Origin of the sequence: Actinomyces howellii, from assembly GCF_900637165.1 — a bacterium.
Classification (GTDB): domain Bacteria; phylum Actinomycetota; class Actinomycetes; order Actinomycetales; family Actinomycetaceae; genus Actinomyces; species Actinomyces howellii.
Map to the genome: position 1 here is coordinate 579518 of NZ_LR134350.1, position 20889 is coordinate 600406.

Genomic DNA, 20889 nt, shown 5'->3' on the forward strand with positions numbered 1-20889 from the left:
CTTGAGGTGGTCACACGGGCGGCACCCCGCGATGGTCGGCGCCGATGCTACCCGCGGCGCACCGTCCGGGGACGCGCCGCGCCCGAGGGGCCCGCGGTCAGGGCAGCAGGGCCCGTACGACTACTGTGCGACCCATGCCCGAATCCTCGCGCCCCTCTCGCCCCCCTCGTCCGCTGGTCTCCCGGCTGCCCGCCCCCTGGCGCACGGCCAGGGCGGCGGTCCTCGCAGCGGGCGCCGCCGTGGCCCTGGCCGTCTTCGCCTGGTTGGCGGACAGCGCCGTCGAGGCTGACGACCTGGCCGCCTACGACCCGTCGGTGACAAGCTCGGCGGTGGCCTGGCGCAGCGCCCCCACCACCGTCGTGGCGTGGTTCTTCACCTACCTGGGGGGGACCGCGAGCCTGACGGTCCTGACCGTGCTGTGCGTTGCCGTCCTCCTGTGGCGTGGGCGACGCGCCCACGCCCTGGTCCTCGCGACGGCGATGATCGGCTCCTCGCTGCTGACCGTCGTGCTCAAGGCCGCCTTCGTGCGGGCCCGTCCGAGCGCCTCGCTGCTGCTGGGCGAGGCCGCCTCGACCTACTCCTTCCCCTCCGGGCACTCCTTCAACACGGCGGTCTTCGCCGGGACCCTGGCCGGCTTCGTCGTGTTCTCCGCGGCGCCGCGTCCGCGCAGGCTCGCCGCGGCCGCCGTGGCCCTCGCCGTGACGGCTCTCGTGGGGCTCTCCCGGATCTACCTGGCCTACCACTGGCTCACCGACGTCCTGGCCGGCTGGTTCATCGGCCTGGCCTGGTTGTGTCTCGTGGCGCTGGCCACGATGGCGGTCCTGGGTCGCAGGCACAGGCCCCGCCCCCCGTCCGGGGCCTGACGGGTCGGGACAGCGCCGGGGACCCGCGTGCGGGAAGCCTCCCGGTCGCGGGTCAGGAGTAGATCCCCTCGACCCACCACCGCCCCTGGCGCACGAGCAGGACCGCAGGGCCCTGCTCGGTGAGGACCTGGAGGTAGGCGCGTCGCGAGGGGCCTGCGGGGCGCCACCAGCACTCGTCCATGGCCCAGGGGCCGGCCCAGGCCAGGACCCGCAGCGCGCCGGCTCCGAGCGCGCCGTCCGACCAGCCCGCCCGACGTCGGGGAGTCGTGGGGCCGCCCCCCTGCTCCTGAGGGTCGGCCAGGAGAGTCAGGAGGGCCGGGACCGTCTCGAGCTGCCCCTCCGCGCTCACGCCGACGTCCTGGCCCGACGCCCCCTCCAGGAGGGCAGGCAGGGGCTGAGGCAGGACGAGCGAGGGCCCGGGGGCCGGCAGCGACCCGGACCAGGGGGCTGCGTGACCGGCAGGGGGAGCCGGCTCGTCCCACGCGAGCATGCGGGTGCGTGAACGGGGGTCGCGGCCCTCGACGATGAGCGGGACCTGGAGGGCACCGGCTCCCAGGAGGGACTCCACGCGCTCGGCCGCGCGGCGAGCGCGCCTGCCTCCCTGCTTCCCCGGCGCCGACCACAGGCCCGCCTGCGAGGCGCCTGCGGGCACGAGCTCCAGCGCGCTCAGGCGAAGGCCCACCAGGGGGGAGGCCGGCGCCCGGCCACTGCGCCCCGCAAGCCACCCCTCAAGCTGCCAGCGGACCCGGTCGGTCAGCTCGGCGGGGGTCGGGGTGGTCTCGAGCATCCACGACCTGGCCAGCTCGGCACCGTCCTCGCAGCGGGCCTCCACCAGCAGGCGTCCCGCGGCCAGGCCCCGGGAGACCAGGCGGTCGGCCAGGGACTCGGCCAGTGCGCGGGCGGCGAAGGCGGCGACGTCGGCGCGGGCCGCGGGAGGGTCGAGGGTGGAGTCGACCGACACGTCGGTCTCAGGTCGCGCGGTTCGAGGCACCGGGCCCGGCGCGGCCGAGGCCAGGCGGTGGAGGTGCGCCCCGGCCGGGCCGAAGCGGGCGGAGACGTCGCGCAGGGGCAGGGCCGCCAGGTCCCCCAGGGTGCGCAGACCCAGCCGGGCCAGGACCTCGATGAGCGCGCGAGCCTCCTCACGCTGCCGGTGCGTGGGCAGGCAGGACAGGGCCGCCTCCAGCGGCCAGGGGGCCAGGAACCCTGGGCTCCTCCCCGGTGCGACGACGCAGCCCCGGCGGGCCGCGAGCACCGCGGCGGACAGGGAGTCGGCCACCCCCACCTGGCACTCGACGCCGGCGCCCTGTGCGACCGCCTCGACGAGGGCCTCGGCCAGCTCCTCCTCCCCACCGGCCCAGCGGGCGGGTCCGCGAGCGCCGCACACCGCCAGGCCCGGACGCAGGACGAGGGGCTCGGCCAGGACCTGGGACAGGCAGTCCATGACCGTCTCGAAGGCACGGGCCTCGCGCTCGGGCCGGGCGGGCAGGACGGTCAGGTCCGTGCACAGGGAGCGGGCGACGCGCAGGCGCATGCCCACCCGCACCCCGGCAGCGCGCGCGGGGGCGGAGGCCGCGACCACACCCCGGCCTCCGACCACGGCCACAGGCCTGAGCGCCGGGTCGGGCGCGGGGGCGGCGTCATGAGCGTCACGAGAGTCACGAGGGCGGGCTCTCCGCTGCTCGCGGGCATCGAGGGTCAGGGCGACGACGGGCCAGTCGGGGACCCAGACCGCTACGAGCCGAGGGAGGGTCTCGAGGCTCACAGGCTCCCCCCGTCGGTCGGGGCCGCCGGGGCCAGGCCACCCGGCCCGGAGGCCGTCCGTGCGAGGACGCCGGTCGGCTCGCGGGCGGCGTGTGGTCCCTCGGCGTCGACGGTCAGCCGCCAGGACGCCCCGGGACGGGAGGCCTCGAGCAGGGACCAGCTCAAGGCCCGTAGGCGTCCGCCGGGCATCTCGTGGGCGGCGGTGTGGAGCTCGACGACCTGCGCCATGCCGTCTCCCTCCTGCTGATGGCGCTCGGCGTGCGGGTGGCGGGTCGCGCCGCCCTGCCCCCACAGGCTCTGGTCGACCTCGGTCAGCCGGGCGCTCAGGCGTCTGGCTCCCTCCCAGGGCACGGGGGTGAGGACGAGCGAGCGGCGGTCGCGGGCCCGTGCCAGCAGGCTGCGGCGGTCCCGGGGGCGCAGCATGTCCGCCACCCCGGGGGACAGGAGGAGGACGTCGACGCCGTCGAGCAGGGTGGTGGTCACCGCCAGGGCGGTGGCCGGGTCCAGGGCCTCGGCCCGCACGGCCATGACCCGTTCCAGGGACAGTCCGACCTCTGCCGCGGCCGCCCACCCGATCCCCTCGTAGCCGACGACGGCGCACCACCCCTGTCCGCCCTGCCTGCGGGCGGCCGCGGCCAGGAGGACGCACACCGACCCCTCCAGGCTGATCACCCCGGCGGTGTCCGCTCCGATGCCGAGCCACGGGCCTCCCGCTGCGGCCCCGGGTCCCGGGACCGTCTCGTCCAGGGCGCCCAGGGCGCCCAGGGCACGGACCATCGCCCGCTGGACCTCACGCTCCTGGGGGTCGCGCAGACCCGTGCGGCGCTCGGCCAGGGTGAGCGCGGCCCGGGCGGCGGCCAGGCGGTCCCCGGGCCGGGGGCTCGCGGCGCCAGTAACGTCAGTAACGTCAGTAACGTCAGCGACGTCAGCGACGTTGCTGACTGGTGCTGCGCCCATGCCCCCTGCCCTCCTCACTCGCCCTGCCGGTCCTCACCCCGGGGCAGCCCGGAACACCGAAGCAGATCGAACACGTGTTCGACTCATTGGCATGGTAGCTCCCGGCTGCGACACGCGACAACCGGCCCCGCTCCCAACCGCCCTCCGGCAGCATCCCGCCGACGTCCGGGGGGACGCGCACCGCGCGCCCTGGCTCCTACCAGGTCGGCCGTCTACAGTGAACCCGTACCGTACGTCCCTGCCTCGAGAGAGAGCCTCCTGTGACCGTAGACCTCACACGCCCACGCCCTCCCTCCCCCTACGACCTCATGCCCGCCCTGCCCTCCTTCACCCTGGCCTCCGACGACGTCGCCGACGGCGGGCGCCTCGCGGACCGGTTCACGGGTGTCCACGACAACATCTCCCCCGAGCTCCACTGGTCGGGATTCCCCCAGGAGACCCGTTCCTTCGTCGTGTCCTGCTTCGACCCCGACGCACCGACCCCGGCCGGCTGGTGGCACTGGACCGTCCAGGACCTGGACGTCTCGGTCACCTCCCTGCCCCAGGGGGCCGGGCAGTCCGACCTGACGCTGGAGGGCGCCGCCTTCCACGCGGCCAACGACGCCGGCACGCACGCGTGGTTCGGCCCCTACCCGCCGGCGGGCGACGGCGAGCACCGCTACGTCTTCGCGGTCCTGGCCCTGGACGTGGAGACCCTCGGCCTGGACGACGAGGCTAGCCCGACCTCGGTGGCCTTCGCGAGCAACGAGCACTGCATCGCCCGGGCCACCCTGACCGCGACCTACTCCCTGCCGGGCGAGCCCGGCGCCGCACCCTACCTCAAGGAGGCCCAGTGACCGCCGACAAGCCGCCCCGCCAGGACCCCCAGCCCAAGGGGCGCCGACGTCGGCCCGCGGCCGAGCTGCCCGTCATCACCGGAGCCCTTCCCCGGCTCGACGCCGGCCGTCACCAGCACCGCCCCCTGGCGCTGGTGACCGGAGCGACCTCCGGGATCGGCCTGGCGGTGGCGCAGAACCTCGTCGTCGACCACGACCTCGTCCTCATGGCCCGCACCGCCTCGGACCTCGACGACCTCGCCGTGCTCCTGGGCACCGAGTCCGAGGCGCGCATCCGCACCCAGGCCGTGGACCTCACCGATGACGAGGCCGTCGCCCGGGCGGTGGAGGACCTGGGGATCGAGCGCCTCGACGTCCTGGTCCACTCCGCGGGCGTCGAGGCCGCCGCGCGCGTCGACGAGCTGACCCCGCAGCGGTGGCGCGAGGTCCTCGACCTTGACCTCGTGGCAGTCGCCCACCTCACCGGCCTGCTTCTTCCGGCCCTGCGCCGGGCGCGCGGCCTGGTCGTCATGATCAACTCCGGCGCGGGCCTGCGGACCTGGCCGGGACAGTCGCTGTACTGCGCGGCCAAGGCGGGGATGCGGGCGCTGGCCGACTGCCTGCGCGAGGAGGAGCGCGGGCAGGTGCGCGTGACCACCGTCTACCCCGGTCGGGTCGACACCCCGATGCAAAAGCGCCTGCACCACGCCGCCTCCCTGCGGCTGCGCGCCGAGGGCACCGAGCCCCAGCGCTATCGCGCCGCCGACCACATGACCGCGCCCTCGGTGGCCGCCACGGTCCGGCTGGCGGTCGACATGCCGCTGGACGCCGCCATCGAGGACCTGTCCGTACGGCCCGCCGGGATGCTCTGAGGGGCTCACGCGCAGGCCCGCCGCGTCGACAGCGCGGGCCTGCGCCCCCCCGGCGCCCGCAAGCGCGTGACCCGGCGGGATCGGGTGTCAGGTGAGCTCGGGCACCATCTCGATGGCGCCGCAGGGGCACTCCTCGACGCAGATGCCGCAGCCCTTGCAGTAGTCGTAGTTGAAGGCGTAGCGCTTGCCCGGCTCGAGCTTGATGACCGCGTTGTCGGGGCAGACCCCGAAGCAGTTGTCGCACTCGAAGCAGTTGCCGCAGCTCATGCACCGGCGCGCCTCGAACAGCGCGTTGTCGGCGCTCAGCCCCAGGACGACCTCGTCGAAGGTCTGGGCCCGCCGCGCCCCCTCCAGGCGCTGGCGCACCTGTCGGGGGGCGTCGGAGTAGTACCAGGAGTTGATGGCGCCGATCTGGGCCAGCGGCGCCTTGGGGGCCGGCTCGTAGACCTCGCCGCGCAGGTAGGCGTCGATGGCCCGTGCCGCCCGCTTGCCGTGGCCCACGCCGGTGGTCACGGTCCGGTCGGCCGGAACCATGTCCCCACCAGCGAACAGCCCGGGGTAGCCGGTCATGAGCCGGGCGTCGACCTCGACCACGCCGTCCTCGACGCTCAGCCCCGGGACCCCCTCGACCAGACCCAGGTCGGACTCCTGCCCCAGGGCCAGGACGAGCGAGTCGGCGGCCAGCTCCTCGGTCTGGCCCGTGGGCCGGGGGAAGCCGGTCTCGTCAAGCTCCATCCTCTCGATGCGCAACGAGCCGCCGTCGGCGTGCTGGACCGTGGACAGCCAGCGCATGGTCACCCCCTCCTCAAGGGCCTCGGTGACCTCCGAGTCGTGCGCGGGCATCCGCTCACGCGTGCGCCGGTAGACGATGATGGCCTCCTCGGCGCCCAGTCGCTTGGCGGTGCGAGCCGCGTCCAGGGCCGTGTTGCCCCCGCCGTAGACGACCACGCGCCGCCCCAGCATGAGCTCGTCGTCGGCGTCGGGCTGCCCGCCGTCCTCGACCCGGCGCAGGAGGCTGACCGCGTCGAGGATCCGCGCGGTCTCACCGGCCGGGATGTAGGCGCGTCGGCCGATCTGGGCACCGATGGCCAGGAAGACGGCGTCGAACTGCCCGGACTCCAGGTCCGGCAGGACGCGCTCGACCTTGGTGTCCATGACCATCTCCGCACCCATGGCCTCGATGCGGGCGATCTCGGCGTCGAGCACGTCGCGGGGCAGCCGGTAGGCGGGGATCCCGTAGCGCATCATCCCCCCGGGGCGGGGGGCGGCGTCGCGCACGGTCACGGCGTGGCCCATCCTGCGCAGCTGGTAGGCGGCGCTCAGGCCTGCGGGGCCGGCCCCCACGACCAGGACCCGCTTGCCGGTGTCCGGGCCGGGCGGGTCGGGCAGCCAGCCCTGGCGCAGCGCCTCGTCCCCCAGGAAGCGTTCGACGGCGTTGATGCCCACCGCCTCGTCGACCTGCCCCCGGTTGCAGGCCGTCTGACAGGGGTGGTAGCACACCCTTCCCATGACCGCAGGCAGAGGGTTGTCCTCCATGAGGGTCCTCCAGGCGCGCTCGTAGGAGCCGTCCTCGGCGTCGTAGAGCCACTTCTGGATGTTCTCCCCGGCCGGGCAGGCGGCGTTGCACGGAGGGAGGAAGTCCCGGTAGACGGGTCTCTCGACGCGCCACGCACCGGTCTTGTTCTCCAGCGAGGAGCCCGTGGCCAGGGTGATGGCGAAGGGGCGCTGCTGCCCGCCGACCGGGGCCGAGGGCGTCGTGGTCTGGCTCATCTCAGTCCTCCTTGGGTGCGTCGTTGAGGTCGGCGCGGGCCCCCAGGGTCGAGGAGGCGCCGGTAGCGGAGTCGGGCAGCACGGGCGCCACCTCCTGGCTGTGGGACAGCAGCCCGTAGCGCCGGATGTTGCGGTCGGCCAGCGCCTGGATCCGGCTGATGGTCACGACGTCCTTCGTCGGCTTGAACAGGTGGGCGTAGCGGCGCTGGAGGACGAGGTAGTCCTCCACCGGCACCTGGCGCCGGATGGGGCTGACCGCCGAGACCTCGCCGTGAACCGCCTCGAAGACCGGGAAGAGCCCCGACTCCACGGCCAGGCGGGCCAGGCGCACCGTGTGGGAGGACTTCGAGCCCCAGCCCAGCGGGCAGGGGACGAAGACGTGGATGTAGCGCGCACCGCGCAGGCCCATGGCGTGGGTGACCTTGCGCTCCAGGTCGCGCAGGTCGGCCACCGTGGCGGTGGCGACATAGGGGATCTCGTGGGCCATCGCGATGCGGGGAACGTCCTTGCCCTGGCCGAAGACGTTGCCCGGGGCCTGGCCGACCGCCTGGGTGGTGGCGGTGCGCGCCGCGGGGGGCGTGGCCCCGGAGCGCTGGACCCCGGTGTTCATGTAGGCCTCGTTGTCGTAGCACACGTAGAGCACGTCGTCGTTGCGCTCGAACATCCCCGACAGGCAGCCGAAGCCGATGTCGACGGTCCCGCCGTCACCGCCCTGGGCGACCACGCGGGTCTCCTCGCGCCCCAGGGCACGCAGGCCCGCGGCCACGCCCGTGGCCACCGCCGGGGCGTTGCCGAACAGCGAGTGGAGCCAGGGCAGGCGCCAGGCGGACTCCGGGTAGGGCGAGGAGAAGACCTCCAGGCAGCCGGTGGCGTTGACCGTGACCACCGATCCGCCTGCCTGGCGGGCCGCGGCGTCGGCGGCGTCCAGGACGTAGCGCGCCCCCAGCGCCTCGCCGCAGCCCTGGCAGGCGCGGTGCCCCGAGGTCAGGGTGTTGGCGCGCTCGCGGCTGGACTGGACCGAGCCGGCCTCGGGCAGCAGGCGGTTGCCCACGGCGAAGGACCCGACCTGGTAGAACTTGGTGGGGGCGCTCGGCCGCGCCCCGGAGACGGTGGTCATCGCTGGGCTCCTTCGGTGAGGGGGACGGGCACGCCGACTGCGGACAGGTGGGCGGCGACCGCGGCGCTGTCGAGGTCGAGGAACTCCAGGGGCTCGAGCTCGCCGCGCACCGCCCGTCCCAGCAGGTTGCGCAGGGAGGCGGAGGTGATGTCGCGTCCGCCCAGCCCCGCGACGACGGTGCTCAGCGTGACGCCGTCGCGCCGGTCCCACAGGACCCGGCGCAGGTCGTCCTCGACCACCCCGCCCCGGCCCGGGCTGAAGGCCCGCTCCAGGCTGACCACCTGACGTGCCCCGGCCAGCGCCCGGGCCATGGCCTCGTGCGGGAAGGGCCTGAAGGAGGTCAGGGACACCAGACCGACCTCCTGCCCCTCGTCCCGCATGTCGTCGACGACGTCCTTGAGGGTCCCGGTCACCGAGCCCAGGGCGACGACGACCGTCCGGGCCCCCTCGGTGCGGTAGGTGTGGAGCAGGCCGCCGGACTCCCGTCCGAAGACCTGGGCGAACTCCCGGCCCACGCGCTCGACGACGCCGACGGCGTCGAGCTGCCTGCGGTGGGCCAGGTAGCGCACCTCGGTGAAGGCCTCGGGCCCCACCATCGCCCCGATGGTGACCGGGTCATCAGGATCGAGCCGCTGGACGGGGGTGAAGGGGGGCAGGAAGGCGTCGACCTGCTCGGGCTCGGGGACGTCGACGCGCTCGACGGCGTGGGTGAGCACGAAGCCGTCCATGCACACCATGACCGGCAGGCTCAGCTCCTCGGCGATCCTGAAGGCCTGGACGTGGAGGTCGGCGGCCTCCTGGTTGTCGGCGGCGAAGAGCTGGAGCCAGCCGCAGTCGCGCTGGCTCATCGTGTCGGTCTGGTCGTTCCAGATGTTGATGGGCGCGCCGATCGCCCGGTTGGCCACCGTCATGACGACCGGCAGGCCCAGGCCCGCGGCGTTGTAGACGGCCTCGACCATGTAGAGCAGGCCCTGGGAGGCCGTGGCCGTGTAGGCGCGCGCGCCCACGGCGCTGGCCCCGATGGCCACCGACTGGGCGGCGAACTCCGACTCGACGTTGACGTACTGGCTGTCGAGGCTGCCGACCTTGACCAGGCGGGAGAGCTCCTCGACGATGTGCGTCTGGGGGGAGATGGGGTAGGCGCACACGACGTCGGGACGGCAGGCGGCCACCGCGGCCGCCACCGCCTTGGATCCTTCGATCTCACGCAGCACCGTGGTCCTCCTTGGTCATGAGGGCGATCTTGTCGGCGATGATCTCGTGGGCGGCCCGGGCCGCCTCGATGTTGCGCTCCCCCAGGACCCCGGGGAAGCGGTCGGAGACGGCCTCGCACACGGCCGCGAGGCTCACGACGTCAGTCACGGCGGTGAAGGCCCCCAGGAGCACGGCGTTGGGCAGGGGCCGCCCCAGGTGCTCCATGGCCAGGTCGGTGGCAGGGACGGTCAGGCGGTGCTCCAGGGGCACGGCCTGGACCGTCGCGGGGTCGATCTCGAAGGTCGAGAAGGGGCGGGCGGAGTTGATGAGGGCGTAGCCTCCTGAGCTCAGGCCCGAGAAGACGTCGATGGCCGTCAGCAGGGTGGGGTCCTGGACGATGACCGCGTCGGGGGCCAGGACCGGCTCGTGGCTGCGGATCGGCCGGGTCGAGATCCGGCAGTAGGAGACCACGGGCGCACCTGTGCGCTCAGAGCCGAAGGACGGGAATGCCTGGGCGTGCTTGTCCTCCTTGAAGGCGGCGTAGGCGAGCAGATCGGCTGCGGTCACCACGCCCTGCCCGCCACGACCATGAATCCGGATCTGGAACATCTGGCCTCCTCGCCGAGCCCTGGCTCTCGCTGCGGTGCGTCACAGGACACTCTACGGGCCCGAGGCCGCCTTCAGTGCGATTCGTCACCATATCGAGCATGACGCAGACCACACCCGCTTCCGCCCCTCCCCCGTCGACCGGTCATGTATCGCTCGACCGGTCATGTAACTATCGACCGCCTTGATGCGCCTTATCCGACGGTCGAGAGTTACATGACCGGTCGAACGCCGGGGGCGGTCAGGCTGCGCCGGGGTACCCCAGCGCCCTCCACGCCTCGTAGAGGCCGACGGCGGCGGAGTTGGCCAGGTTGAGGGAACGGCTGCCCGCCACCATGGGGATGCGGACGTGGCCGGTGACCCGCGGGTGGTCGAGGACCTGGTCGGGCAGCCCCGTTGGCTCGGGACCGAAGAGCAGCGCGTCGTCACCGTGCCAGTCGACCTCGCTGTGAGCCTTCTCGGCGCGAGCGGTGAAGGCCAGGATCCGTCCCGGCACGTGCGTCAGGCACTCCTCCCAGCTCGCGTGGACCCGGGTGAGGGCCAGGTCGTGGTAGTCCAGCCCCGCCCGGCGCAGCCTCGCGTCGTCCATGTCGAACAGCGGGTCGACCAGATGAAGCATGGATCCAGTGTTGGCGCTGAGCCTGATCGCCGCCCCGGTGTTGCCCGGGATGCGGGGCTCGTAGAAGATGACGTGCAGCACGGCGACAATGAGACCACATGCTGAGGTGTCCCGACTGCGCCGCCTCCCGGCTGACATCATGCGGTCATGAGCACCGACGGAACCGCCGACGGAACCCCTGACCTGCGTGATCCCGCCGAGGCCCTGGCCGCGGGCACCGGCTGGCAGCCCGCCCTGGAGCGCGCCGACCTGCTCGGCGCGCCCGTTGCCGCTGCCCTGCGGGCGCTGGAGGACTCCTCCCCCGCGGGCGCCGCCCTGGCCCGTCGGGCGCAGGTCGTCGAGATCGATCCGCAGTACTCCGACACCGATGCCCTCAACACGCACTACCGCCTGGACCCCGGGGCCACCGGGAACTGCGTGCTCGTCGCCGGCAGGCGCGCCGGCCAGGAGCGCGTCGCGGCCTGCGTCGTGCGGGCCACCGACCTCGCTGACGTCAACCACGTCGTCAAGAGGCTCATCGACGTGCGCAAGGCCTCCTTCCTCCCGGTTGAGCGGGCCGTGGAGATGAGCGCGATGGAGTACGGCGGGATCACGCCGGTGGGCCTGCCCGGGGACTGGCGGCTCCTCATCGACGGCGCCGTGGCGGACCGGGACACGGTGCTCATCGGCTCTGGGGTACGCCGCTCCAAGCTCCTCGTCCCCGGCGAGCTCCTGCTGGCCCTGCCCGGGGCCGAGCGCGTGGAGGACCTGGGGGTTCGCCCCGCCTGAGCCCCGGCTCCGGGGCGGCCTCGCCCGAGCGTCCCCTGCCCGGGCGAGGCGCTGTCTCAGCCCAGGGAGTCCAGGACGATGTTGAGCCCCTCGCTCATCGTGGGGTGGGTGATGACGGCGTCGCGGACCTGGCGCCAGGTCAGGCCGCCGAGCATGGCCATCTGGACGCTCGTGACGACCTCACTCGCCTCGGGGCCGATGACCGCGGCGCCCAGGATCCGCTCGGTGCGGGCGTCGACGACGACCTTGTAGAAGCCCTCCGTGCGCCCGAGGGTCCTGGCCCGCGGCACGGCGGCCGTGGGGGTCGTGGCCACGCGGACCTCGTGACCTGCTCGGCGCGCCTCGGCCTCGGTCATCCCGACGTGCCCGAGCTCGGGGGTGGTGAACACCGCCCAGGGGATGAGGCGCCCGGCGGTCGAGGCCTCCCGGCCCGCCAGCAGGTCGCGCAGGACGCGGAAGTCGTTCCACGACGCGTGAGTGAACTGAGGGGTCCCCGCGACGTCCCCTGCCGCGTAGACGCCCTCGGCGCTGGTGCGCAGCTGCTCGTCGACGCGCACGAAGCCGCGCTCGGTGACCTCGACCCCGGCGACGTCCAGGCCCAGGTCGGCGGTGACCGGGGTGCGCCCCAGTGCCACGAGCAGGTGGGAGCCGGTCACCTCCCGCCCGTCGGCGGTCGTGACGACGACGCCCCGGCGCCCTTCCGCGGCACCGACCCTCGCCGCGCGTGCGCCGGTCAGCACGGTGACGCCCAGCGCCTCCAGCCCGGCGCTCACCTCGGCGGCGACGTCGGCGTCCTCACGGTCCAGGACGTGCTCCCCGGCGTGGACGACCGTGACGGGCACGCCCAGCAGGCCCATGAGGGAGGCCATCTCGACACCGATGACGCCTCCCCCGAGCACGATGAGGTGCGCGGGCAGCTCGGGGAGGGTCAGGAGGTCCTCGCTGGTCCAGAAGGGGACCTCGTCGAGCCCCTCGAGCGGGGGGACCGACGGCGTCGTGCCGGTGTTGATGAGCACCGTGTTGCCGCGCACGCGGCGGGCGGAGCCGTCGGTCAAGGCGATCTCGACGGTGCGCTCGGCCACGAAGCGCGCCGTCCCCATGACGAAGTCCATGCCGGAGGCGGGGAACATCGTCTCGTGGGCAGCGACCATCGCCCCGACGACCCCCTCCTTGCGGGCCCGCAGCGCAGCCAGGTCGACGCGTGCCTGCTCCAGCGCCCCGACGCCGCCGTCGGTCTCGGGCAGGGTGACGCCGTGGGCGGCCGCTGCCTGGACCTCGCGCAGGACCCTGGCCGAGGAGATGAGCGTCTTGGTGGGGATGCAGGCGACGTTGATGCAGGTGCCCCCGACCTTGTCCCGCTCGACCATGACGACGCTGTCACCGGCTTTGGCCCTGGTCATCGCCAGGGACTTGCCTGCCTTGCCTCCTCCGATGACCAGGAGGTCGACCTCCTCGATCCGCTCCTGTCCTCCAGGTCCGCTGCCCGTGCGCTCACTCATCGTCCCTCACGTCCTCTCCGGTCCGTCTCAGGCGGCGGCTCCGCCCGTTCCTCCGCCACACCCGCAGCGCGTGGCACCATCATCGGACAACAGAGGCCCGGTACGTGTCATTCCTACCGGCCCCGTGGCGGCTGCGGTTCTGCTCACACCCGGGTGCTCGAGGTCAGGACCGCCGGCCGCACAAGTCGGCGCCCGGATGCTCCGCGCCACGGCACCGTCAGGTCAACGACCGAGGCGGTGCAGCGTGCTGTCGAGCATCTCCAGCAGGACCTCGAAGCTTGTGTCCACGGGCTCCGGCCGAGCGAAGCCGCCTTCGATCTCGATGTCGACGAAGCCGTGCAGCGCCGCACGCGTGATGCGCACGGCGTCGATGACCCGCTCCTCAGGAATCCGGTAGCCCTCCAGCGCCGCCACGACGACCTCGACGGCGCGGCGGGCCTCACCTGAGCGGGTGGCCTCGACGTTGCGGTGCTGCGTGAGCGGGTAGAGCCCGGGGTGCTCGTGAGCGAATCTCCTGTATGCCTCTGCCAGAGCCGTCAGTGCGTCGCGTCCGGACCTTCCCATGATCGAGACCGCCAGGGCGTCTGCCAACATCGCCACCGCCAGGGATGAGACCCTGCCCAGGAGGTCCTCCAGGCCGCCCACATGCTTGTAGAGGCTGGGGGCGGCCACACCGAGATCGGTGGCGAGCCGCGACAGGGACAGCGCCTGGGTGCCCTGCGCATCGACGAGTCGCGCGGCGGCAGCGGTGACGCGCTCAGGGGTCAGTCCTGCTCGTGGCACCGGGTCCTCCTCGTACCTGTCACCGCATTCTGGGCGAGCTCGATCACCGCGGAGGATACCGGCTGCGGGTTCTCGAGCATGGGCGCGTGCCCGGCCCGAGGGACCATGAGGACCTCGACGGCCCGGTCCTTCGCACCGATCGCGTCAGCCGCCCAGGACGCCTCGGCCGCCGGGTCCGCCCAGTCGGGGTCCTGCGCCCCCATGACGACCAGGGCGGGGCAATCCACCCGATCCAGCCACGGCTCGACCACCCGGTGGTCCGTGCGCGCGGTCAGCCTGAAGGCACGCCAGTAACCGGGACGACGGGCCAGGGCGGTCAGACGGGCAGCGCGACCCCGGGCATCAGGCAGGCCCGGCCACAGGCCTGCCGAGTACGTTTGCCACACCCACGGTCCCCAGGGTCGTACGAGAAGCAGCCTCAGCGCCAGCCGCATCGCGCACCTGGCCAGCAGGCCCACCGGACCACGCAGGAAGGGGCTGACGAGCACGAGAGCACGGACCAGATCGGGCCGACGCCCGGCCACGATGACCGCCGAGGCCGCCGACATCGAGGCGCCCACGAGGACGACCGGGCCGGCACCGAGGTGCTCGATGAGGGCGATGAGGTCCTCAGCGGTCGCCTCGTCGCCATAGGTCTCAAAGGAGGCGTCGGAGTCGCCGTGCCCCCGCAGGTCGGCCGTCACCACCCGGAAACCCTGGCTCACAAGCGCCTCCACCAAGGGCTCATAGGCGTCGCGCACGTCCCCCATCGCGGGTGAGCAGACCACGACCGGACCCTCACCGCGGTCTTCCACGGCGATGCGACCACCCGGGACCACCAGTTTGCTAATACCCATAGCCACAAGACTAACTGGGTTAACCTACGTGTATCGACTCCGTCCCGAGCCGCGCCGTCCTCCCGGACGAGGCCGTCGCCCCGGGTCCCGGTCCCCTGTCGAGGCCGGGACCCGGGGCGAGGCCCTTAGGCTTGGGAGCGGGCCAGGTTGCGCAGCACGTACTGGAGGATGCCTCCGTTGCGGAAGTAGTCGGCCTCACCGGGGGTGTCGATCCGCACGACCGCGTCGAAGACCACCGTCGAGCCATCGGCCCTCAGGGCGGTCACGCGCACCGTGTCGGGGGTACGTCCGTCATTGAGCGCCGTCAGGCCCTCGATGGAGTAGACCTCGGTGCCGTCCAGGCCCAGGGAGGCCGCCGACTCCCCTGCGGGGAACTGCAGGGGGACCACGCCCATGCCGATGAGGTTGGAGCGGTGGATGCGCTCGAAGGACTCAACGATGACCGCCTTGACACCCAGCAGCGCCGTGCCTTTGGCGGCCCAGTCGCGCGAGGAGCCCGAGCCGTACTCCTTGCCCCCGAGCACCACGAGCGGCACACCGGCCGCCTGGTAGGCCTGGGCGGCGTCGAAGATCGACTCCTGGGCGCCGGTGAGGAAGTTGCGGGTGTAGCCGCCCTCGACACCGTCGAGCAGCTGGTTGCGCAGCCGGATGTTGGCGAAGGTCCCGCGGATCATCACCTCGTGGTTGCCGCGGCGCGAGCCGTAGGAGTTGAAGTCCGAGCGCTCCACGCCGTGGGCCGCCAGGTAGCGGCCGGCCGGGGAGTCGGGCTTGATGGCGCCGGCCGGGGAGATGTGGTCGGTGGTCACCGAGTCGCCGAGCAGGGCGAGCACACGCGCGCCCTCGACGTCCCGCACCGGGGTCAGCTCCATCGTGAGCCCGTCGAAGAAGGGGGCCTTGCGCACGTAGGTGGACTCCTCGTCCCAGGCGAAGGTCCGGCCGGTGGGGGTGTCCAGCCCCTGCCAGTGCTCGTCGCCCGCGAAGACGTCAGCGTAGTCGCGCGTGTACATCTCCCGGTCGATGGTGGCGTCGATGGTGGCCTGGACCTCGGCGGGGTCGGGCCAGATGTCGGCCAGGAAGACCTCGCCGCCCTCGGGGTCCGTGCCCAGCGGCTCGGTGGCGAAGTCGATGTCCATCGTCCCGGCCAGGGCGTAGGCGATGACCAGGGGCGGGGAGGCCAGGTAGTTCATCTTGACGTCGGGGTTGATGCGTCCCTCGAAGTTGCGGTTTCCCGAGAGCACGGAGACGACGGCGAGCCCGGCGTCGTTGACCGCCTGGGAGACCTCGGCGGGCAGCGGGCCGGAGTTGCCGATGCACGTGGCGCAGCCGTAGCCCACGAGGTTGAAGCCCAGCTCGTTGAGGGCCGGCCACAGCCCCGCCTTGGCGTAGTAGTCGGTGACCACCTGGCTACCCGGGGCGGTGGAGGTCTTGACCCACGGCTTGGACCTCAGCCCGCGCGCCACGGCGTTGCGGGCCAGCAGCCCGGCGGCCACCATGACCGAGGGGTTGGAGGTGTTCGTGCACGACGTGATCGAGGCGATGGCCACGTGACCGTGGTCGAGCTCGGTGACCGTGCCGTCCTCCAGGGTGACCGGGGTGGGCTTGGAGCGCTCCGGGGCGTAGGCGGGCAGCACCCGGGCGAAGGCCTCCTTGGAGGAGGACAGCTCGATGCGGTCCTGAGGGCGCTTGGGTCCTGCGATCGAGGGCACGACGGTTGACAGGTCGAGCTCGAGGTACTCGGAGTAGACGGCCTGGCGGGACGGGTCGTGCCACATGCCCTGGGCCCTCGTGTAGGCCTCGACGAGCCTGACGTCCTCCTCGGCGCGCCCGGTCAGGCGCAGGTAGTCCAGGGTGACCTCGTCAATGGGGAAGATCGCGGCGGTGGAGCCGAACTCCGGGCTCATGTTGCCGATGGTCGCGCGGTTGGCCAGCGGGACCGCGGAGACCCCCTGGCCGTAGAACTCGACGAACTTGCCCACGACCCCGTGCTCACGGAGCATCTGGGTGATCGTGAGCACGACGTCGGTGGCGGTGGCGCCGGCCGGGATGGCGCCGGTCAGCTTGAATCCGACGACCCGCGGGATGAGCATCGACACCGGCTGACCGAGCATCGCGGCCTCGGCCTCGATTCCGCCCACACCCCATCCGAGGACACCCAGGCCGTTGACCATGGTCGTGTGGGAGTCGGTCCCCACGCAGGTGTCCGGGTAGGCCTGGGTGACCGCAGCGCCATCGGCACCGGTGGTCTGGCGGGTGAAGACCGTGCGGGCCAGGTACTCGATGTTGACCTGGTGGACGATCCCGGTGCCCGGGGGCACGACGCGGAAGTTCGACAGCGCCCCCTGGCCCCAGCGCAGGAACTGGTAGCGCTCGGCGTTGCGCTCGTACTCCAGCTCCTTGTTGCGCTCCAGGGAGGACGGCAGCCCGAAGGAGTCGATCTGCACGGAGTGGTCGATGACCATCTCCGCCGGGGCTAGCGGGTTGATGACCTCGGGGTCGCCGCCCAGCTCGGCGACGGCCTCACGCATGGTCGCCAGGTCGACGATGCACGGCACACCGGTGAAGTCCTGCATGACGACGCGTGCGGGGGTGAACTGGATCTCAGTGTCCGGCTCGGCCGTGGGGTCCCAGGCAGCCAGGGCGCGCACGTGCTCGGCGGTGACGTTGGCGCCGTCCTCGGTGCGCAGGAGGTTCTCGGCCAGGACCTTGAGGCTGTAGGGGAGGCGTTCGAGGCCGGGGACGGCGTCGAGGCGGAAGATCTCGTAGCTGTTGCCGTCTACCTCGAGGGTGGCACGGGAGTGGAAGGTGTCAATGGACGGGATCGTCACCGGCGATGCTCCTGTTCTGCTGCGGCGCCCGGTCAGGGCGCACCCCGCGTCACAGTAACCGACTCCTCCCGGCGGTGGCGCGGCGTTCCCGTCCTGCCCCGGGTCTGGGGCGCTCAGCGGCGAAAGCCTGCCGCAAGGACCCTCCCGGCCGGGCCTCCGGTCGGAACCGGCTTACGTCACGCCCGCGGTACGCAATACCTCGACGGCTCCGACGCCCTCGTTCACATTGCAATGCGGCAACGGCCCCGGTGCCCCGAGGCAGGCCCTGATAGTTTCTAGGAGCTCACTGTGCACGTGCGTGCGAGCGACAGGCTCCCCCCACCCCATCATCCCCCTTGGATCGGAGGCTCAGGATGCTGCCGAAGCCGGCGACGCGTCACCAAGGCACCGCCCTACTCCTTGCCGTTCTTCTCCTCGCCGTGAGCGGGATGACGGCGCTGTTCTCACCTGCTGCTCGCGCCGAGAACAATCCGAACATCGTCGTGACGCTCGAGACCAACCCGCTCGTCCTGACGGACCACGACGGCACCCCTCAGCCCGGGCGCGCAGCCATCGTCGAGGAGCCGGTGCAGATGCGCTTCAGCTGGGACGCCTCCGCCGCGGACCCCAAGCCGGGGCAGTCCTTCTTCATCGCCCTGCCCGAGGAGTACCGGTTCAGGGAGATCGGTCGGCACGACGACCTCGTGCTGGGCAACGGGACGAAGGTCGGCGACTGCGTGACCACCAGCTTCTCCCTGACCTGCACCTTCAACGACGCGATCGTCGCGACCAGTGACCTCAGGGGCTCGGGCACCCAGATGCTCATGGCGCAGAAGACCACTGCGACCAACAACGGCAACTTCGACCTCAACGGCACGGCCACGACGGTCTTCCACCCGAACAACGAGCCGATCCAGCCAATTGCCTGGATCGAGAAGAACCTCAGCAAGTACGCCAACTCTCTCCAGCGCGACTCCAGCGGGGTGACCTGGCACATCGAGTTCTCCGGCGGGGCGATCGCCACCCACCTGGGTACGACGGCGGGCACCGTGTCGACGGTGACCTTCTCCGACGTGACCGGCGGCGGTCAGGTCCTCGACCCCGACCTGTCCAACTGGTACGTGCGGGTCAACCCCGAGCGCTACGGCGGCGGCGCGGACGGCTACTTCGACGTCGCCCGCGGGGACGGGACCGTCCTCAACCCGGATCACGGCACCTTCACGCTCACCCCGACCATCAGCGCCGACGGCACGAGCGCCTCGGTGACGCTCACCCGCACCGACGCCCCCTTCGACCCTCGGACCAACTACGAGATCGTGTACCGCAGCCTCGCCGAGGGCGGCCAGATCGTCCCGGGCAAGGTCTACACGAACACGGCCACGCTCGTCGGCGGTCAGGGCACTGAGCTGAGCTCCTCGATGTCCTACAGGGATCTGATCAGCTACGACGTGACACTGACCCAGGGCTTCGGCTCCTTCAGCGTCAAGAAGTACGCGACCGGCGCCCTCCAGAGCCAGGTGCCGGCGGGTACGACGGTGACCCTCAACGTCTCCTACGAGCTGCCGCAGGGCTCGACCGAGGCCAACTTCCCGACCTGGACGAACAAGCCGCCGTCCAACCCGTACACGGTGCAGCTCACCGTCGGGGAGCAGCAGGACTCCTCGACCCTCTACACCTTCCCCAGGGGCACGACCGTCACCCTGACCGAGGACACGAGCGCCACGACCCTGCCCTCGGGGACGGCCTGGGGCTCAGCGACCTTCAACGTCAACGGGACGGAGACCTCCGACAGCGTCAGCCTGACGGTGGGAGACGCCACGGTCACGGCCGTCAGCCTCTACAACGAGGTGGTGGAGGCCACTCCGCCCACGCCGACCCCGACCCCTGAGCCGACCCCCACCCCGACCACGCCGGAGGCCACCCCGACCACACCGGAGGCCACCCCGACCACGCCGGAGGCGACGACGACCACGACCCCTCGGACGACGACCACGACCATCACGACGACCAGGACGACAGTGACCTCCCGTGGCGGTGGTAGCGGCCTGCTGGCGCGTACCGGCGCCGCCGGGTCCCTCGCCCTCGTGGCGGTGGCGGGTCTCGGCGTGGGCGCGGCGCTGCTCCTGGCCCACAGGCGCCGCGGCTGACGTCCGCGCGACGTGACACGAGGACCCCGGCCGGTGACCGGCCGGGGTCCTCGTGCGCCCGCGCCCGTCGGCACGGTCGTCGCGGTCGTCGGTCAGGACTGGGCGCCCGGCTCCCAGCGCGCGACAGTCATCGTGGTCTCGGAGTAGGTCATCGTGTAGAAGTGGTCGACGTCGTAGTCGGGTGTCGTCGTCGCGCTGAGGCGGAGGATCTCGGTGCCGGTGGGAACCGTCTCGGGATCGGTGGTGGCCAGCTGCATGTCCTGGGAGCGCCAGGCCTCCGGGAGCTCCTGGAAGGCCTTGTGGTCCTCATAGCCCCAGGTCGACAGGTCGACGGTGGAGTATCCCCGACGCGCCACGATCGCCGCCTTGCGGTCCTCCTGGGAGGGGAAGTAGGAGAAGTAGACGGCCACGTCACCGGCCTCGTCGTAGGCCAGGAGGTCGTAGTGGCCGACCTGATCGAGCACCTCCGAGGAGCTGGAGTCCTCCGGTGTCCGCGGGACCGCCTGACCGTCGGGCCCCTCGATGCAGGTCATGCCCTCGATGTCGTTGATGACGGCCAGGGCGGCGTCGGAGCCGGCGCAGGTGCTGAGGTCCTCATAGCCGTTGACGACGGTCGGCGGGAGCAGGGGCTGGCCGCTCGCGTCGAGGACGGCCATGGCATCCACGCCGGTGAAACGCACCGAGGGCTCGGTCGTGATGCCCGTGTAGTTAAGGACGAAGGTGCCGTCGGGCAAGGGTGACAAGCCCACGAAGAAGCTCTGGCCACCCAGGTCGGGCACGTCCAGTGTCGCCAGAGTCGTCCCGGTCGTGCCGTCGATGACCTGGCCGTCGACGACGACGATGTCGGACTCGATGTTCCAGCCGGCGCCCTGCGCACCGTCGACCGACCACAGCTCGCTGCCGGAGACCGGGTCGAGGCCGCTGTAGGTGACGGTGTCGGAGGCCTCGTCGTAGTCACTGCGGATGACGATGCTCTTGGCGGTGAGGAAGCTGGTCCGCTCCCCCACCGCCTCGGGAGTGAGGACGACGTCGCCGCTCGTGGTGTCGATGACACCGCTGGCGCACCACAGCCGGTCCTTGACCACCGTCCCCGCGCAGGCCGGGTTCTCACCGACGGGCTCGACGGTCGCGGTCCACCGGCTCTCGCCGGTCGCGGGGTCGTAGGCGGAGATCTGGGTACCGGTGCCGATGATGACCTGCTCGGGGGTGTCCTCGACGAGGACGGGGTGGTTGTCGGTCGGGGATCCGGCCCTCCACACGATGCTCCGGCCGTCTCCAGCCGTCGGTGCGTGGCCCAGGTCGATTGTCCACGCCTCATGGCCCCCGTCCGACCAGGTGGCAGCCGGAGTCGGGGGCGGGCTGGAGGCGTCGGTGCTCGCCGTGCCGGAGCACCCGGCGAGCACGAGACAGCCGAGCGACAGGGCGGCTAGCGGGCGGAACAGGGCAGGGCGTCCAGGAACAGTGATCATATTGTGATC

At 72.3% G+C, this 20889-nt stretch carries 17 protein-coding genes; 5 read left to right on the top strand and 12 right to left on the bottom strand.

Annotation, left to right across the window (positions count from 1 at the left end; translation table 11 throughout):
• Positions 1 to 134: 134 nt before the first annotated feature.
• Positions 135 to 863 carry a phosphatase PAP2 family protein gene (locus EL245_RS02470; protein ID WP_126381709.1) on the top strand — a complete coding sequence of 243 codons (729 nt, stop codon included), beginning with the start codon at positions 135 to 137 and terminating at the stop codon, positions 861 to 863.
• 52 nt (positions 864 to 915) lie between these two features.
• Here the strand turns inward: EL245_RS02470 and EL245_RS02475 are convergent, their stop codons facing one another.
• Positions 916 to 2625, bottom strand: a complete 1710-nt coding sequence (locus EL245_RS02475; protein WP_126381710.1) for a DNA polymerase Y family protein — start codon at positions 2623 to 2625, stop codon at positions 916 to 918.
• Entirely contained in the window at positions 2622 to 3581 is a 960-nt protein-coding gene (locus tag EL245_RS02480) for a hypothetical protein (protein WP_126381711.1), read from the bottom strand. The genes EL245_RS02475 and EL245_RS02480 overlap by 4 nt, the downstream gene beginning before the upstream one ends.
• Positions 3582 to 3841: 260 nt before the next feature.
• Between EL245_RS02480 and EL245_RS02485 the strand changes: the two genes are divergently transcribed.
• Positions 3842 to 4417 carry a YbhB/YbcL family Raf kinase inhibitor-like protein gene (locus EL245_RS02485; protein WP_126381712.1) on the top strand — a complete coding sequence of 192 codons (576 nt, stop codon included), beginning with the start codon at positions 3842 to 3844 and terminating at the stop codon, positions 4415 to 4417.
• Positions 4414 to 5268, top strand: a complete 855-nt coding sequence (locus tag EL245_RS02490; RefSeq protein WP_197719435.1) for an SDR family oxidoreductase — start codon at positions 4414 to 4416, stop codon at positions 5266 to 5268. Before EL245_RS02485 ends, EL245_RS02490 begins: the two co-directional genes overlap by 4 nt.
• Positions 5269 to 5355: 87 nt before the next feature.
• Here the strand turns inward: EL245_RS02490 and EL245_RS02495 are convergent, their stop codons facing one another.
• The 5 genes from EL245_RS02495 to EL245_RS02515 all read right to left on the bottom strand — a co-directional run bounded on the left by EL245_RS02495 (position 5356) and on the right by EL245_RS02515 (position 10655).
• The gene (locus tag EL245_RS02495) at positions 5356 to 7038 is read right to left on the bottom strand and encodes an NAD(P)-binding protein (RefSeq protein ID WP_126381713.1); all 1683 of its coding nucleotides are present in this window, start codon (positions 7036 to 7038) and stop codon (positions 5356 to 5358) included.
• A 1-nt stretch (position 7039) separates the two neighbouring features.
• The gene (locus tag EL245_RS02500; RefSeq protein ID WP_126381714.1) at positions 7040 to 8155 is read right to left on the bottom strand and encodes a thiamine pyrophosphate-dependent enzyme; all 1116 of its coding nucleotides are present in this window, start codon (positions 8153 to 8155) and stop codon (positions 7040 to 7042) included.
• Positions 8152 to 9369 carry a pyruvate ferredoxin oxidoreductase gene (gene porA / locus EL245_RS02505; RefSeq protein ID WP_126381715.1) on the bottom strand — a complete coding sequence of 406 codons (1218 nt, stop codon included), beginning with the start codon at positions 9367 to 9369 and terminating at the stop codon, positions 8152 to 8154. Before porA ends, EL245_RS02500 begins: the two co-directional genes overlap by 4 nt.
• Positions 9359 to 9958: a 2-oxoacid:acceptor oxidoreductase family protein gene (locus tag EL245_RS02510; RefSeq protein ID WP_126381716.1), complete on the bottom strand. Its 600-nt coding sequence runs from the start codon at positions 9956 to 9958 to the stop codon at positions 9359 to 9361. Before EL245_RS02510 ends, porA begins: the two co-directional genes overlap by 11 nt.
• Before the next feature lie 238 nt (positions 9959 to 10196).
• Complete coding sequence (locus EL245_RS02515; protein WP_126381717.1) at positions 10197 to 10655, bottom strand: tRNA (cytidine(34)-2'-O)-methyltransferase; 459 nt, start codon at positions 10653 to 10655, stop codon at positions 10197 to 10199.
• 66 nt (positions 10656 to 10721) lie between these two features.
• On the opposite strand from EL245_RS02515, the gene EL245_RS02520 reads away from it, so the two are divergent.
• Positions 10722 to 11342 carry a YbaK/EbsC family protein gene (locus tag EL245_RS02520; RefSeq protein ID WP_126381718.1) on the top strand — a complete coding sequence of 207 codons (621 nt, stop codon included), beginning with the start codon at positions 10722 to 10724 and terminating at the stop codon, positions 11340 to 11342.
• A 56-nt stretch (positions 11343 to 11398) separates the two neighbouring features.
• Here the strand turns inward: EL245_RS02520 and EL245_RS02525 are convergent, their stop codons facing one another.
• From EL245_RS02525 to acnA, 4 genes are all read right to left on the bottom strand, one after another.
• The gene (locus tag EL245_RS02525) at positions 11399 to 12841 is read right to left on the bottom strand and encodes a dihydrolipoyl dehydrogenase family protein (RefSeq protein ID WP_126381719.1); all 1443 of its coding nucleotides are present in this window, start codon (positions 12839 to 12841) and stop codon (positions 11399 to 11401) included.
• 222 nt (positions 12842 to 13063) lie between these two features.
• Positions 13064 to 13624: a TetR/AcrR family transcriptional regulator gene (locus EL245_RS02530; protein WP_126381720.1), complete on the bottom strand. Its 561-nt coding sequence runs from the start codon at positions 13622 to 13624 to the stop codon at positions 13064 to 13066.
• Entirely contained in the window at positions 13606 to 14460 is an 855-nt protein-coding gene (locus EL245_RS02535; protein WP_126381721.1) for an alpha/beta fold hydrolase, read from the bottom strand. The genes EL245_RS02530 and EL245_RS02535 overlap by 19 nt, the downstream gene beginning before the upstream one ends.
• A gap of 125 nt (positions 14461 to 14585) precedes the next feature.
• Positions 14586 to 17279 (bottom strand): aconitate hydratase AcnA, encoded by a 2694-nt coding sequence (gene acnA, locus EL245_RS02540; RefSeq protein ID WP_126383913.1) that lies wholly within the window; start codon positions 17277 to 17279, stop codon positions 14586 to 14588.
• A 434-nt stretch (positions 17280 to 17713) separates the two neighbouring features.
• Here acnA and EL245_RS02545 point away from each other — a divergent pair, with 434 nt between their 5' ends.
• On the top strand, positions 17714 to 19411 hold the full coding sequence (locus tag EL245_RS02545; RefSeq protein WP_232009913.1) for a DUF7926 domain-containing protein: 1698 nt from the start codon (positions 17714 to 17716) through the stop codon (positions 19409 to 19411).
• A gap of 92 nt (positions 19412 to 19503) precedes the next feature.
• On the opposite strand, the gene EL245_RS02550 is transcribed toward EL245_RS02545, so the two are convergent.
• Positions 19504 to 20880, bottom strand: a complete 1377-nt coding sequence (locus tag EL245_RS02550; protein WP_126381723.1) for a PQQ-binding-like beta-propeller repeat protein — start codon at positions 20878 to 20880, stop codon at positions 19504 to 19506.
• Between the last annotated feature and the right edge of the window lie 9 nt (positions 20881 to 20889).